The organism is Streptomyces sp. NPDC041814 (assembly GCF_055590565.1).
Map to the genome: position 1 here is coordinate 82,840 of NZ_JBVJAM010000009.1, position 14,413 is coordinate 97,252.

General features: G+C 73.0%; 15 protein-coding genes. 7 read left to right on the plus strand and 8 right to left on the minus strand.

Going from position 1 to position 14,413, the window contains the following annotated elements; all coding sequences use genetic code 11:
* Positions 1–8: 8 nt before the first annotated feature.
* Positions 9–1,295 carry an exo-beta-N-acetylmuramidase NamZ family protein gene (locus ACZ6C6_RS22740; RefSeq protein WP_469205102.1) on the minus strand — a complete coding sequence of 429 codons (1,287 nt, stop codon included), beginning with the start codon at positions 1,293–1,295 and terminating at the stop codon, positions 9–11.
* A gap of 201 nt (positions 1,296–1,496) precedes the next feature.
* Between ACZ6C6_RS22740 and ACZ6C6_RS22745 the strand changes: the two genes are divergently transcribed.
* From ACZ6C6_RS22745 to ACZ6C6_RS22755, 3 genes are read left to right on the plus strand one after another with little or no spacing between them, the layout of a single operon-like run.
* The gene (locus ACZ6C6_RS22745; RefSeq protein ID WP_469205103.1) at positions 1,497–2,261 is read left to right on the plus strand and encodes an SDR family oxidoreductase; all 765 of its coding nucleotides are present in this window, start codon (positions 1,497–1,499) and stop codon (positions 2,259–2,261) included.
* The gene (locus ACZ6C6_RS22750; protein ID WP_469205104.1) at positions 2,258–3,916 is read left to right on the plus strand and encodes an AMP-binding protein; all 1,659 of its coding nucleotides are present in this window, start codon (positions 2,258–2,260) and stop codon (positions 3,914–3,916) included. The genes ACZ6C6_RS22745 and ACZ6C6_RS22750 overlap by 4 nt, the downstream gene beginning before the upstream one ends.
* A gap of 37 nt (positions 3,917–3,953) precedes the next feature.
* Positions 3,954–4,547 (plus strand): TetR/AcrR family transcriptional regulator, encoded by a 594-nt coding sequence (locus ACZ6C6_RS22755; RefSeq protein ID WP_018103668.1) that lies wholly within the window; start codon positions 3,954–3,956, stop codon positions 4,545–4,547.
* On the opposite strand, the gene ACZ6C6_RS22760 is transcribed toward ACZ6C6_RS22755, so the two are convergent.
* Complete coding sequence (locus tag ACZ6C6_RS22760; RefSeq protein WP_469205105.1) at positions 4,537–5,424, minus strand: LysR family transcriptional regulator; 888 nt, start codon at positions 5,422–5,424, stop codon at positions 4,537–4,539. The two genes, ACZ6C6_RS22755 and ACZ6C6_RS22760, sit on opposite strands and share 11 nt — an antisense overlap.
* Positions 5,425–5,498: 74 nt before the next feature.
* Between ACZ6C6_RS22760 and ACZ6C6_RS22765 the strand changes: the two genes are divergently transcribed.
* Positions 5,499–5,663: a hypothetical protein gene (locus ACZ6C6_RS22765; RefSeq protein WP_469205106.1), complete on the plus strand. Its 165-nt coding sequence runs from the start codon at positions 5,499–5,501 to the stop codon at positions 5,661–5,663.
* Positions 5,664–5,667: 4 nt separating this feature from the next.
* Here the strand turns inward: ACZ6C6_RS22765 and ACZ6C6_RS22770 are convergent, their stop codons facing one another.
* Positions 5,668–6,882, minus strand: a complete 1,215-nt coding sequence (locus ACZ6C6_RS22770) for an acyl-CoA dehydrogenase family protein (RefSeq protein WP_469205107.1) — start codon at positions 6,880–6,882, stop codon at positions 5,668–5,670.
* A 5-nt stretch (positions 6,883–6,887) separates the two neighbouring features.
* Positions 6,888–7,910: a phosphotransferase family protein gene (locus tag ACZ6C6_RS22775; protein WP_469205108.1), complete on the minus strand. Its 1,023-nt coding sequence runs from the start codon at positions 7,908–7,910 to the stop codon at positions 6,888–6,890.
* A gap of 153 nt (positions 7,911–8,063) precedes the next feature.
* On the opposite strand from ACZ6C6_RS22775, the gene ACZ6C6_RS22780 reads away from it, so the two are divergent.
* Together ACZ6C6_RS22780 and ACZ6C6_RS22785 are read left to right on the plus strand one after the other, a co-directional pair.
* A complete protein-coding gene (locus ACZ6C6_RS22780; RefSeq protein ID WP_469205109.1) occupies positions 8,064–9,353 on the plus strand; it encodes a glucarate dehydratase family protein in 1,290 nt (429 codons plus the stop codon).
* A 47-nt stretch (positions 9,354–9,400) separates the two neighbouring features.
* Complete coding sequence (locus ACZ6C6_RS22785) at positions 9,401–10,345, plus strand: NADP-dependent oxidoreductase (protein ID WP_469205110.1); 945 nt, start codon at positions 9,401–9,403, stop codon at positions 10,343–10,345.
* 16 nt (positions 10,346–10,361) lie between these two features.
* Here ACZ6C6_RS22785 and ACZ6C6_RS22790 read toward each other — a convergent pair whose 3' ends face one another.
* The 4 genes from ACZ6C6_RS22790 to ACZ6C6_RS22805 all read right to left on the minus strand — a co-directional run bounded on the left by ACZ6C6_RS22790 (position 10,362) and on the right by ACZ6C6_RS22805 (position 12,567).
* Positions 10,362–10,676 carry a DUF202 domain-containing protein gene (locus tag ACZ6C6_RS22790; protein WP_469205111.1) on the minus strand — a complete coding sequence of 105 codons (315 nt, stop codon included), beginning with the start codon at positions 10,674–10,676 and terminating at the stop codon, positions 10,362–10,364.
* Positions 10,673–11,068: a YidH family protein gene (locus ACZ6C6_RS22795; RefSeq protein WP_469205112.1), complete on the minus strand. Its 396-nt coding sequence runs from the start codon at positions 11,066–11,068 to the stop codon at positions 10,673–10,675. The genes ACZ6C6_RS22790 and ACZ6C6_RS22795 overlap by 4 nt, the downstream gene beginning before the upstream one ends.
* 61 nt (positions 11,069–11,129) lie before the next feature.
* Positions 11,130–11,648 carry an NUDIX domain-containing protein gene (locus ACZ6C6_RS22800; protein WP_469205113.1) on the minus strand — a complete coding sequence of 173 codons (519 nt, stop codon included), beginning with the start codon at positions 11,646–11,648 and terminating at the stop codon, positions 11,130–11,132.
* Positions 11,649–11,676: 28 nt separating this feature from the next.
* A complete protein-coding gene (locus ACZ6C6_RS22805) occupies positions 11,677–12,567 on the minus strand; it encodes a DMT family transporter (RefSeq protein WP_469205114.1) in 891 nt (296 codons plus the stop codon).
* 182 nt (positions 12,568–12,749) lie between these two features.
* Between ACZ6C6_RS22805 and ACZ6C6_RS22810 the strand changes: the two genes are divergently transcribed.
* Positions 12,750–14,405 carry an FAD-binding dehydrogenase gene (locus ACZ6C6_RS22810; protein WP_469205115.1) on the plus strand — a complete coding sequence of 552 codons (1,656 nt, stop codon included), beginning with the start codon at positions 12,750–12,752 and terminating at the stop codon, positions 14,403–14,405.
* Positions 14,406–14,413: the final 8 nt, after the last annotated feature.

The following is a 14,413-nucleotide window of genomic DNA, read 5'->3' on the forward strand; positions in this document are numbered from 1 at the left end:
CCGCACACTCACCGGTACTGCAGGTACCGCTTCCGGACGGCCCGGAACTTCGCGAGGTCATCCGCCCACGCGCCGGTCACCTCGTCCAGGTCCGCCCCCGCGTCGATCATCGTGCGCACCCGGGTGTTCCCCGTCAGCTTGTCGATCCAGTTGTCCGACCGCCACGCGAACCCGCTCCACGTCCGCTTCGCGGTGATCAGCAGCGCGATCCCCGTACGCACCGGGTCGAAGACCTCGCGGTCCTGGACGTGCAGCTGCACCCCGCCCACCGTGACGCCCTGGAACTTGGAGAACGTCGGCGCGAAGTACGCCTCGCGGAACGCCACCCCGGGCAGCTCCAGCGCGTTGGCCGCGTCCGCCCACGTGTGGTCGATGCCCTTCGCGCCCAGCAGCTCGAACGGGCGCGTCGTGCCCCGCCCCTCGGAGAGGTTCGTCCCCTCGAAGAGGCACGTGCCGGAGTAGACGAGGGCCGTGTCGGGCGTCGGCATGTTGGGGCTCGGAGGCACCCACGGCAGCCCAGAGGCGTCGAAGAAGTCGGAGCGCGACCACCCCGTCATCTTCACGATCTCCAGCTCGGCCGGCCGGTCCTTCAGGAACTCCCCGTTGAACAGCAGCGCGAGCTCGGTCACCGTCATCCCGTGCGCCTGGGAGATCTCCCGGCGCCCCACGAACGTGCCGAACGCCGGGTCGAGCACCGGACCGAGCGCCGCCCGCCCGGACACCGGGTTCGGCCGGTCCAGCACGACGAACCTCTTGCCCGCGAGCGCGGCCGCCTCCATGCAGTCGTACAGCGTCCAGATGTACGTGTAGAAGCGGGCGCCGGCGTCCTGGATGTCGAAGACGATCGTGTCCACGCCGGACGCCGTGAAGACGTCCGCGAGCGCCTGACCGCTCTTCAGATACGTGTCGTAGACCGGCAGCCCGGTCGCCGGGTCGTCGTAGCGCCCCTCGGAACCGCCCGCCTGCGCGGTGCCCCGGAAGCCGTGCTCGGGGCCGAAGACAGCGGCGAGATCCACCCGCTCGTCCGGGTGCATCACGTCCACGATGTGCCGGACGTCGGACGTGATCCCGGTCGGGTTGGTGACGACGCCGACGCGCTGCCCCTTCAGCAGGGCGTAGCCGTCCGCCGCCAGCCGGTCGAAGCCGGTACGGACCCCCGGCCCGTTCCCGTTCCCGTGTCCGTGGCCCTTGCCGTGCGACGTGCCGGCGGCCGCGGGTCCCGCCGAAGCGCCCGTGGCCGCGAGGGCTCCCATCGCACCGCCGGCGGTCAGCAAACCACGCCTGGACAGGCTCATTCGGCTACCTCCAAGATCGCGACGAGTGTCATGGTCACGCACGCTAGCGCGCCGGGAGGCCCGGGGGAACGTGTCGGACGGGGCCGCCGCGCCGGGAGTGGCCGATGGGGTGCCGCCGCCCCTTTCCCTCGCGCCACCCCTTCCCACACGACATACCGACTGGTTAGTCTGCCCGTGCAGTCGGCTGAGAGGTGCGAAGCGATGAGTACGGTGCAGGGCGCCGGCGTAGTGGTCACCGGGGCCGGAGGCGGCATCGGCGCCGCCCTGGCCCGCAGATTCGCCGCCGAGGGCGCACGGGTCGTCGTCAACGACCTCGACGCGTCCCGGATCGCGGCGCTCGCCGAGGAGACCGGCGCGATCCCGGTCGCCGGGGACGCCTCCCGGATCGTGGAAGCCGCCCGGGACGCCCTGGACGGCACCATCGACGTGTACTGCGCCAACGCGGGGCTCGCCTCGCCGGGCGACCCGCTGGCCGACGAGGAGGTCTGGGCCGCGGCCTGGGACGTCAATGTGATGGCCCACGTCCGGGCGGCCCGCGCGCTGCTCCCGGACTGGCTGGAACGCGGCAGCGGCCGCTTCGTCTCCACCGCCTCCGCCGCCGGGCTGCTCACCATGATCGGCGCCGCCCCGTACAGCGTCACCAAGCACGGCGCGGTCGCCTTCGCCGAGTGGCTGTCGCTGACCTACCGGCACCGGGGCGTGAAGGTCCACGCGATCTGCCCGCAGGGCGTGCGCACGGACATGCTCACCGCCGCCGGATCGGCCGGCGAACTCGTCCTCGCCCCCGGCGCCATCGAGCCCGAGGCCGTCGCGGACGCCCTGTTCGACGCCATGGCCGAGGACCGCTTCCTGGTCCTGCCGCACCCCGAGGTCGCCGGCTACTACGAGGCCAGGGCCGCCGACACCGACCGCTGGATCCGCGGCATGAACCGCCTCCAGCGCACCTGGGAGGAGACCGGAGCATGACCGATTCCATCTACGCGGCGAAGCCCTGGCTCCCGCTGCTCAGCGAGGCCCAGCGGGCCCCCGTCCACCCCGCCGAGACCCTGGTGCACGCCTTCCGCGAGTCGGCCCGCCGCACCCCGGACCACCCGGCACTCGCCTACTTCGACGGCCGCCTCGGCTACCGGGAGACGGACGAGCTCTCCGACTCCGTGGCCGGACACCTCGCCGCCCGGGGCCTGGAGCGCGGCGACCGGGTCGCGATCATGCTCCAGAACTCCCCGCAGTTCGTCCTCGCGCTCCTCGGCGCCTGGAAGGCCGGGGCCACCGTCGTCCCGCTCAACCCGATGTACAAGTCCGCCGAGGTCGGCCACGTACTCAAGGACGCCCAGGTCACCGCCCTGATCTGCTCGGACCGGGCCTGGGAGGGGTATCTCCGGGACACCGCCGCGGCAGCGCCCGGCGTCCGGATCGCGGTCACCGCCTGCGAGCTGGACCTCCAGACGCAGAACGACGAGCGGGTGCTGAACTTCGAGCGGCTGCCCGTCGCCGGGGACGCCGACGACCTGGTCGCCGTCGCCCGCCGGGGCCTCGCCGCCCCCGCCGGGCGGGAGCTCACCGCCGCCGACACCGCGCTGATCAGCTACACCTCCGGGACCAGCGGCACCCCCAAGGGCGCCCTGAACTCCCACGGCAACATCATGGTCAACGCAGAACGCCAGCGCACCGGCCACCCCGTCCCCGAGGGCGCCGCCTACTTCGCGCTCGCCCCGCTCTTCCACATCACCGGCATGGTCTGCCAGCTGGCCGCCTGCCTCACCAACGGGGGCACCCTCGTCCTCGCCTACCGCTTCCACCCCGGGGTCGTCCTCGACGCCTTCGCCGAGCACCGCCCCGCGTACACCGTCGGGCCCTCCACCGCCTTCATGGCGCTGGCCGCGACCCCCGGCGTGACGCCCGGGCACTTCGCGTCGTTCCAGGTCATCTCCTCCGGCGGCGCGCCGCTGCCGCCCGCGCTCGTGGAGAAGTTCCGGGCGGGCTTCGGACCGTACATACGCAACGGCTACGGCCTCACCGAGTGCACCGCCCCCTGCGCCTCCGTGCCCCCGGAGCGCGAGGCCCCCGTCGACCCGGTCTCCGGGACCCTCTCGGTCGGCGTGCCCGGGCCGGACACCGTCGTCCGCATCCTGGACGAGAACGGCGCCGAGGTGCCCTTCGGGGAGCAGGGCGAGATCGCGGTGCGCGGTCCGCAGGTCGTCTCCGGCTACTGGGGACTGCCCGAGGCCACCGCGGCCGCCTTCCCCGACGGCGAACTGCGCACCGGCGACATCGGCTTCATGGACCGCGAGGGCTGGCTTTACGTGGTCGACCGCAAGAAGGACATGATCAACGCCTCCGGTTTCAAGGTGTGGCCCCGCGAGGTGGAGGACGTCCTCTACACGCACCCGGCCGTCCGCGAGGCCGCGGTCGTCGGCGTGCCCGACGCCTACCGGGGCGAGACCGTCCGGGCCTACGTCAGCCTGCGTCCGGGCGCGTCCGCGGAGCCGGACGAGCTGGGCGCGTACTGCAAGGAACGGCTCGCCGCCTACAAGTACCCGCGCGAGGTCGAGATCCTGGCCGAGCTGCCCAAGACGGCAAGTGGGAAGATCCTCAGGCGGGAACTGCGTTCAGCCCGCTAGAAGACATACGCGTACGCACGGAAGGAAGGCGGCGGCTATGGCCAAGGAGACGGACGGGAGCGGCACCCCCGTCCCGCAGCGACTGCTGGCCGCCGCCACCCGGCTCTTCGCCGAGCAGGGCTACGACCGCACCTCGGTGCAGGAGATCGTGGAGGCGGCCGGAGTCACCAAGGGGGCGCTGTACCACTACTTCGGCTCCAAGGAGGACCTGCTCCAGGAGGTGTACGCCCGGGTGCTGCGCCTCCAGCAGGAGCGGCTCGACGCCTTCGCGAACGCCGAGGCGCCCATCGAGCAGCGGCTCCGCGACGCGGCGGCCGACGTGGTCGTCACCACCATCGAGAACCTGGACGACGCCTCGATCTTCTTCCGCTCCATGCACCACCTGAGCCCGGAGAAGAACAAGCAGGTACGGGGCGAGCGGCGGCGCTACCACGAGCGCTTCCGCGCCCTGGTCGAGGAAGGCCAGCGCAGCGGCGTCTTCTCCACCGCCACCCCGGCGGACCTGATCGTGGACTACCACTTCGGCTCGGTCCACCACCTGTCGACGTGGTACCGCCCGGACGGCCCCCTCACCCCGCAGGAGGTCGCCGACCACCTCGCCGACCTGCTGCTCCGGGCACTCAGGCCGTAGCGGGCTCCCGGCCGCACAGGCGGTCGAGCAGCGCCTCCGCCGCCGGGTTGCGCGGCCGGGGCGCCCGGCCCACCAGCAGCACCGTCCGGCCCGGCTCGGGCTGCCGGATGGTCACGCACGGCAGCCCCGCGTCCTCGCCGATCCGGCGCGGCACGATCGCCACCCCGATGCCCGCCCGGACGAGGTCGATCAGCAGCCGGATCTGCGTGACGTCACAGGTGATGCGGCGCTCCAGACCGCAGTGCGCGGCCAGCCTGCGCACCGCCGTCTCCAGGCCGGTGCCCGCCCGGAAGTCCACGAACGGCTCGTCGGCGAGATCCTTGATCAGGGTGCGCCCCGCCGTCGCGAGCGGGTGGCCGGGCGCGGTGATCAGCACCAGCTCCTCGTGCCAGGTGGCGAACGCGGTGATGCCCTCCGGCAGTTCGGCGGCGTCCGGGGCCAGATAGGCGAGGTCCAGTTCCCCGGCGCGCACCGCCGCCACCAGCTCCGGTGTCGTCGCCTCGCGCAGCGAGATCTGCACCCCGGGCCACAGCCGGTGGAACGCCGCGAGCTCGGCGGCCAGGTCGACACAGGTCAGCGTCTGGATCGCGCCGACGCGGACCCGCCCGGTGGCCAGCCCCGACACGGCCGCCACCGCGTCCCTGGCGGCGTCCGTGCCCGCGAGCACGGTGCGCGCGGCGGGCAGCAGCGCCCGGCCCGCCTCGGTGAGGACCACCCGGCGGCCGGTGCGGTCGAAGAGCTCGGCGCCCAGTTCCCGTTCCAGGTTGCGCACGGACGTGCTCAGCGCCGACTGGACGATCAGCTCGGCGCGGGCGGCCGCGGTGAAGCTGCCGTGCGTGACCACCGCCATGAAGTGGCGGAGCTGGCGTATCTCCATGCATCTACGTTATCGATGGGTGCCAGCGAATCCATCTGTTGGACCGCCTCCCGGGCCGGGGTCAAGCTGGATTCATGGCGCACATCCAGAGCTCCACCCGCATCCCGGCCCTGTGGACCGCGGCCTACGGCCCGCACCGCCCCCTCCCGGTCCGGCTGCTGGCCCGCACCCTGTTGCGGGTGCGGGCCTTCGCCCGCGAACTGGCCCTGGCCGACCACGTACCGTCGGGGGGCTATTGAAGCGCTACAGGTACTTCTTGATCTCCCGCCGGGCCAGCGAGCGCTGGTGCACCTCGTCCGGGCCGTCCGCCAGCCGCAGCGTGCGGGCCGAGGCCCACAGCTCGGCGAGCGGGAAGTCCTGGCTCACCCCGCCCGCGCCGTGCAGCTGCACCGCCTGGTCGAGGATGGCGACCACCGCGCGCGGGGTGGCGATCTTGATGGACTGGATCTCCGTGTGCGCGCCCCTGTTGCCGACGGTGTCCATCAGCCAGGCCGTCTTCAGCACCAGCAGCCGCAGCTGCTCGACGGTGACCCGGGCGTCCGCGATCCAGTTCTGCACGACACCCTGCTGGGCGAGCGGCTTGCCGAAGGCGGTACGCGAGACCGCGCGGCGGCACATCAGCTCGATCGCCCGCTCCGCCATGCCGATGAGCCGCATGCAGTGGTGGATGCGCCCAGGACCCAGCCGGGCCTGGGCGATGGCGAAGCCGCCGCCCTCCTCGCCGATCAGGTTCGACGCCGGGACGCGCACGTCCTCGAAGACGACCTCCGCGTGACCGCCGTGCCAGTGGTCCTCGTAGCCGTAGACCTGCATGGCGCGCTTCACCGTGAGACCGGGGGTGTCCCGGGGCACCAGGATCTGTGACTGCTGGCGGCGGATGTCCGCGCCGTCCGGGTCCGTCTTGCCCATCACGATGAAGATCTCGCAGTCCGGGTTCATCGCCCCGGAGATGTACCACTTGCGGCCGTTGATGACGTAGTCACCGCCGTCACGGGTGATCCGGGTCTCGATGTTCGTCGCGTCCGAGGAGGCGACCTCCGGCTCCGTCATCGCGAAGGCCGACCGGATCTCCCCGGCCAGCAGCGGCTCCAGCCACCGCTTCTTCTGCTCGTCCGTGCCGAACTCGGACAGCACCTCCATGTTCCCGGTGTCCGGCGCCGCGCAGTTCGTCGCGGTGGGCGCCAGCCGCGGCGAGCGGCCCAGGATCTCCGCCAGCGGCGCGTACTGGAGATTGCTCAGCCCGGCCCCGTGCTCCGTGCCCGGCAGGAAGAGGTTCCACAGCCCCTGCGCGCGGGCCTCCGCCTTCAGGTCCTCGATGATCCGCGGGGTCCGCCACGGCGAGTCCAGCCCGGCGCGCTGCTCGTCCGCGATCCGCTCGGCCGGGTAGACGTGCTCGTCCATGAAGGCGAGGAGCCGGGTGCGCAGCTCCTCGGTACGGGCGTCGAATGCGAAGTCCATGGGGGTCAGCCTTCCTGGAGGGTGGTGAGGCCGTGCTCGATGAAGACGGGGACGAGGTCGCCGATGCGGTCGAAGCCGCCGCCGACCGTCTGGCCCAGGGTGTAGCGGTAGTGGATGCCCTCCAGGATCACGGCGAGCTTGAACCAGGCGAACGCCGTGTACCAGGAGATGGCGGAGGTGTCGCGGCCGGAGCGGGCCGCGTAGCGCTCGATCAGCTCGGCGGGGGAGGGGTGGCCGGGCGCGCCGCTGGTCGTGGAGACCGGCGACTCCGCCAGCCCCAGGTCGGAGCTGTACATGACGAGCAGCCCCAGGTCGGTGAGCGGGTCGCCGAGCGTGGACATCTCCCAGTCGAGGACGGCCTTGATCTCGTCGTCGGCGCCGATCAGCGCGTTGTCCAGGCGGTAGTCGCCGTGCACCACGGTGGGCGCGGGGGAGACGGGCAGCTCGCGGCCGAGCGCCGCGTGCAGCTCCTCGATGCCGGGCAGCTCGCGGTTGCGGGAGGCGGCCAGTTGCTTGCCCCAGCGGCGCAGCTGCCGGTCGAGGAAGCCCTCGGGCCGTCCGAAGTCGCCGAGCCCGACCGCGCCGGGGTCCACGGCGTGCAGCTCGACCAGCGTGTCGACCAGGGCGAGCACCGCGGCGCGGGTCCGCTCCGGCCCGAGCGGGACCAGCTGCTCCGCCGTGCGGTACGGGGTGCCCTCCACGTACTCCATGACGTAGAACGGCGCGCCGATGACCGAGTCGTCCTCGCAGAGCAGGAGCGGTTCGGGGACCGGGACCGCCGTCGGGTGCAGGGCGCTGATCACCCGGTGCTCGCGCTTCATGTCGTGCGCGGTGGCCAGGACGTGCCCCAGCGGAGGACGCCGGACGACCCAGCGGCCGGCCCCGTCGGTGACCAGGTACGTCAGGTTCGACCGGCCGCCCTCCACGACGCGGGCGTCGAGCGGTCCGCCCACCAGTCCCGGCCGCTCGCGGTCCAGGTGTCCGCGCAGCCGGTCGAGATCGAGACCTGGCGGATGGGCGTGGCTCATCGTGCGTACCTCCGGGGTGGGCGAACGGTCGCTCTCATGATGCCGACCAGTCGGTATGTCGTCCAGTGCGTCCCCGCAACCGGATGCGGAGTCTCCGGTACCGGAACCGCCCCGCCCCTGGTGCTCGGTTGCATCCCTGAATAGGGTTCACGTATGGATACCGCGCTGCTCATCGACGAAGTCCGGCTGACCCCGATCCTCATCGCCGACCCGCCCCTGCTCAACACCCAGGGCGTCCACCAGCCGTACACCCCCCGGCTCGTCGTGGAGGTCGTCACCCGGGGCGGGGTCACCGGAATCGGGGAGACCTACGGCGACGGCAAGTACCTGGAGCTCGCGAGGCCCCTGGCCGCCGCCCTGCCCGGACGCCCGGTCAGCGATGTGAACGGGCTCTTCGCCCTGGCCGACGAGGTGTGCGGGGACTCACGGGCGGCCGACGAGCGCGTCGACGCGGGCGGGCTGCGCGGCGTCCAGACCGCGGACAAGCTGCGGCTCTCCGTGGTCTCCGGCTTCGAGGTGGCCTGCCTGGACGCGCTCGGCAAGACCGTCGGGCTCCCCGTGCACGCGCTGCTCGGCGGCAAGGTGCGCGACCGGGTCGAGTACAGCGCGTACCTCTTCTACCGCTGGGCCGCCCACCCGGAGGGCGGGGAGCGCGACGACTGGGGCGCGGCCCTCGACCCGGCCGGGGTCGTCGCCCAGGCCCGCCGGTTCGCCCGCGACCACGGCTTCTCCTCCTTCAAGCTCAAGGGCGGCGTGTTCCCGCCCGACGAGGAGATCGCCGCCGTCCACGCGCTCGCCGAGGCGTTCCCCGGGCAGCCGCTGCGCCTGGACCCCAACGGCGCCTGGTCCGCGGAGACCTCGCTGTACGTCGCCGAGCGGCTGAAGGGCGTCCTCGAATACCTGGAGGACCCGGCGAGCGGCACGGACGCGATGGCCGCCGTCTCGGCCGCCACGGACGTCCCGCTGGCCACCAACATGTGCGTCACCACGCTCGCCGAGGTCCCCGAGGCGTTCGCCCGGGACGCCGTCCAGGTCGTCCTGTCCGACCACCACTACTGGGGCGGCCTGTACCGCACCCGCGAACTCGCCGCGATCTGCCGCCTGCACGGCGTCGGGCTCTCGATGCACTCCAACACCCACCTGGGGATCAGCCTGGCCGCGATGACGCACGTGGCGGCCACCGTCCCCAACCTGGACTACGCCTGCGACAGCCACTATCCCTGGCAGACCGAGGACGTCATCACCGCCCGCCATGTCTTCGAGGACGGCCGCCTCACCGTCTCCGACGCCCCCGGTCTCGGTGTCGAGCTCGACCGGGACCGCCTCGCCGCGCTGCACCGCCGCTGGCTGGACGACGACGGCACGATGCGCGAGCGCGACGACGCCGCCGCGATGCGCAAGGCCGAGCCCGACTGGCGGACCCCGTCGATCCCGCGCTGGTGACACGCGGCTGAGTTGCGGACACCCCGGACCGCCGCGAGGGTCGAGGCATGAAGGCGATCAGCTACAGCAGGTTCGGCGACGAGAACGTCCTGGAGTACGGCGAGCGGCCCGACCCGAAGGTGGGCCCCGACACCGTCCTGGTCAAGGTCCGGGCCGCCGCCGTGAACCCGGTCGACCGGGCCACCCGGGAGGGCAAGCTCGACGGCCTGCTGGACACGGTCTTCCCGGTGATCCCCGGCTGGGACGTCTCCGGGGTCGTCGTCCAGCCGGGCGTCGCCGTGGACGAGTTCGCGGTCGGCGACGAGGTCATCGGCTATGTGCGCGAGGACTTCCTGAGCCGCGGGACCTTCGCGGAGTACGTGGCGGCGCCCGTGCGCACCCTCGCCCGCAAGCCCCTGCGCCTCAGCTTCGAGGAGGCGGCGGGCCTGCCCCTGGCCGGGCTCACCGCCTACCAGGTGCTCCACCGCACCCTGCGCGTCCGGGAGGGCGACACCGTCCTGGTCCACGCGGCGGCGGGCGGCGTCGGCTCGCTCGCCGTCCAGCTCGCCCGGCACGCGGGCTGCCGCGTGATCGGCACCGCGAGCGAACGCAACCACGACCACCTGCGCACGCTCGGCGCGGAGCCCGTGGCGTACGGGGACGGGCTGGCGGACCGGCTGCGCGCCCTGGTACCCGAGGGCATCGACGCCGCCTTCGACACGGTGGGCGGGGACGCCCTGCGCGCCTCCGCCGACACTCTGGCCCCCGATGGGCGGCTCGCCTCCATCGTCGACCCCGAGGTCTTCTCGTACGGCGGCCGGTACGCGTTCGTCCGGCCCGACGCCGCCGACCTCGCGCACCTCGCGGAGCTCGCCGAGCAGGGCATCGTCACCGTCCACGTGGACCGGGTCTTCCCGCTGGCCGAGACGGCGGCGGCGCAGCGGCTCAACGCGGAGGGCCGGACCCGCGGCAAGATCGTCGTCACCGTGGACTGGGACGCTCCCGAGGGCTGACCCGGGCGCCCCGCCCTCAGACCAGCATCGCCGCCGCGAACACCGCCAGCGCCACGGTGCACGCGGCGGCCGTGATCGCGCCCGACGCCTCCATCGGCCGCGGCCGGGCGCCGCGCATGCTCTGCACCCGGCGGTTCGCGACCCACAGGAACCCCAGCCAGGCCAGGGCGCTCAGCGACAGCGCGATGACCGCCGTGTCCGTCGCCCCGCTGTGCAGTGTCTGCCGCACGGCCAGCACCGCGGCCACCGTGCACGACAGGGTCGTACGCCGCCACGCGAGCCGGGTCCGCTCCGGCTGGAGACCCGGGTCGCGCTCCTCCCCGGAGGTCACCGGCCCTCCCAGCCGAAGAGGACCACCACCACCATCGCGACCGCCACCACGGCGACCGCGATGCTCAGCAGCGTCGGGAAACGCGAGACGGGCAGGTCCTCGCCGCGCCGCATCGCCCGCTCGCACCGCACCCAGTGGTTGACCGCCCGCAGCGCGCACAGCACACCCGCCGCGAGCAGCGCGAGCGCCAGCCCCGTGCGCACCGCCCGGGACAGCTCCGGCAGGAACTGGTCGACCGCGAAGCCCCCGCCGATCAGGGCCAGCGCCGTCCGGATCCAGGCGAGGAAGGTCCGCTCGTTGGCGAGCGAGAAGCGGTAGTCGGGAGTCTCGCCCTCGGCGCGGACGCCCTCCGGTGCGAACCACAGCCGCATGCTCTGTACGAATTCGTTCACGCGTGGACCTTAGACCGCCCGGCGGTCTCGTCCGCCGCTTTTCCGATCACCTCCGACCGGCTCAGGCGGCATCCCGGAACGCCCGCAGGCGCCGGTAGCACTCCAGCCCGTCCGGCACCCACAGCCAGTCGCCGATCCGCCGCTCCAGTTCCGCGTCGTCCAGGAAGGTGTGCCAGGCGACCTCCTCCACCTGCGGGGCCACCGGCAGTTCGCACCTGACCCGGTAGACCGCCGACCACCAGGTGTGGTGGCCGCCCTCGTCCTCGTACAGGAACGTGAACAGCGGCTCCGGCTGCGGGAGCCCGGAGACGCCCAGCTCCTCCTCAGCCTCCCTGAGCGCCGCCTCGTCGTAGCTCTCGCCCGCGCCGACCACCCCGCCGACGAACATGTCGTAGTGCGAGGGGAACACCAGCTTCGTCGCGGTCCTGCGGTGCACGAAGACCCGGCCCTCGGCGTCCCGCGCCTCGATGAACACGCACCGGTGGCGCAGGCCCCGGGCGGTCGCCTCGCCGCGCGGGGCCTGCCCCACGACCACATCGTTCTCGTCCACGATGTCCAGGATCTCGTCAGAAGGATTCATGCGGGCCATCCAACAGCACCGCCCGCGCTCAGTGCCGCTGGAGGCTGTGCGCACCACGCCGCACCGGGCCCTCCGGCATCGCCGGATGCAGCCCGAGCAGCACGATGCCCGTCACGATCGCCGCCAGCCCCGCGGCCTGCCAGGCCAGCGCGCCCGTGTCCGTCCGCACCTGGTCGCCCAGGAACCCGATCCCGCAGGCGATCCCGGCCAGCGGCTGGGCGGCCGTCAGCGCGGGCAGCGACATCCGCAGCGGCCCCGTCTCGAAGGCGCTCTGCACCAGCAGCAGGCCCGTCACCCCGAGCACGAGCACCGCGTACGGCTGCCAGGACGTCAGCAGGCCCGACCAGCCAGCCTCCGAGAAGCGTTCGCCGCTCACCCGGGTCAGCGCGTCCTGCAAGCCGTAGAGCAGCCCGGCCGCCACCGCGAGCAGCGCCGGGGACGTCCGCGACCTGCGGCGCTTGGCGAACGCGGTCAGCAGCAGCGCCAGCCCGGCCACCACCCCGACGACCAGCCAGTGCCGCAGCGGGCTCGACACCGCCTCGCCGCCCTTCGGCTCGCCCGCCACCAGGAACGCGGCGACCCCGAGGGCCAGCAGCCAGAGCCCCGCCCAGCCCTGGCGGCCGAGGCGCTGGCCGGTGCGGTGCCGGGACAGGGCCATCGCGAAGAGCAGGTTCGTCGCCAGCAGCGGCTCCACGACGGAGACCTCGCCCTTGCCGAGCGCCAGCGCCCCCAGCACCATGCCGCACACCATGAGCCCGATGCCCGCCAGCCAGCTGCGCACCTTCATCAGGTCGAGCAGCAGCCGGAACGTCAGGTAGTCGCGCTTGGGCGCGTGGGCGGCGGCGGCCTGCTGGAACACGAAGCCGAAGCCCAGGCAGCAGGCGGCCGTCACGGCGAGCACGAGGACCAGCACCGACACGCTTGTCCACCCCACGTCAGGCCGGAGGAGGGTGATGTCCTCCGACGATAACCGCCCGCCCCGGCCGGTGCGGCGACGGCGCGGCCGACCGTGGCCGACGGCCGGACGGTTGACGCGGGGACGGGCGGTGCCCAAGATCTGACGCACGAGTAACTTCGCGAGCCCCGACAAGGATGGAACCCATGGCGTACGACGCTGATGTGATCGTGATCGGGGCGGGGCTCGCCGGGCTCGTGGCCACCGCGGAGCTGGTGGACGCGGGGCGCTCGGTCATCGTCCTCGACCAGGAGCCCGAGCAGTCGCTCGGCGGCCAGGCGCACTGGTCCTTCGGCGGCCTCTTCCTCGTGGACTCGCCCGAGCAGCGCCGGATGCGCATCAAGGACAGCCAGGAGCTGGCCCTCCAGGACTGGCTGGGCACGGCCGGTTTCGACCGCGAGGAGGACCACTGGCCGCGCAAGTGGGCCGAGGCGTACGTGGACTTCGCGGCCGGTGAGAAGCGCTCCTGGCTGCACGCCCAGGGCATGCGGTTCTTCCCCGTCGTCGGCTGGGCGGAGCGCGGCGGCTACGACGCGAACGGCCACGGCAACTCCGTACCCCGCTTCCACATCACCTGGGGCACCGGGCCCGGCGTCGTCGCCCCCTTCGAGCGCCGGGTCCGCGAGGGCGTCGCCAAGGGCCTGGTCACCTTCCGCTTCCGTCACCGGGTCACCGGCCTCGCCCGGACCGGGGGCGCCGTCGACACGGTGACCGGCGAGGTCCTGGAGCCGAGCGCCGCGCCGCGCGGGACCGCGAGCAGCCGGGAGGCCGCAGGCTCCTTCGAGCTCCGGGCCCAGGCGGTGGTCGTCACCTCGGGCGGCATCGGCGGCAACCACGACCTCGTACGCGCCCAGTGGCCCGAACGGCTGGGCACCCCGCCCGCCAAGCTGCTCTCCGGCGTCCCCGCCCACGTCGACGGGCTGATGCTCGGTGTCGCCGAGAAGGCGGGCGCCCACCACATCAACCGCGACCGGATGTGGCACTACACCGAGGGCATCGAGAACTGGAACCCCATCTGGGACAAGCACGCCATCCGCATCCTGCCCGGCCCGTCCTCGCTCTGGCTGGACGCCACCGGCAAGCGGCTGCCCGTCCCGCTCTTCCCCGGCTTCGACACGCTGGGCACCCTCGAACACATCATGCGCACCGGCCACGACTACACCTGGTTCGTGCTCGACCAGAAGATCATCGGCAAGGAGTTCGCGCTCTCCGGCTCCGAACAGAACCCCGACCTGACCGGCAAGTCCGTCCGCGGCGTGATCGGCCGCGCCCGCGCCGACGTCCCGGGCCCCGTGAAGGCCTTCATGGACAACGGCGTGGACTTCGTCGTGGAGCGGGACCTCGGCGCCCTCGTACGCGGCATGAACGCGCTCACCGGGGACGGCCTCATCGACGAGGACGCGCTCCGCCGCGAGATCACCGCCCGCGACCGGGAGATCGCCAACCCCTTCACCAAGGACCTCCAGATCACCGCGATCCGGGGCGCCCGCAGCTACCTCGGCGACAAGCTGATCCGCACGGCCGCGCCCCACCGCATCCTCGACCCGAAGGCCGGGCCGCTCATCGCCGTACGGCTGAACATCCTGACCCGCAAGTCGCTCGGCGGCCTCCAGACCGACCTGTCCTCTCGCGTCCTGACCGGGGACGGCACCCCGCTGCCCGGCGTGTACGCGGCGGGGGAGGCGGCCGGCTTCGGCGGCGGCGGGGTGCACGGCTACCGCTCACTGGAGGGCACCTTCCTGGGCGGCTGCATCTTCTCCGGCCGTGCGGCGGGCCGGGCGGCGGCACAGGCGGTCGGCTGAGGTCTTCG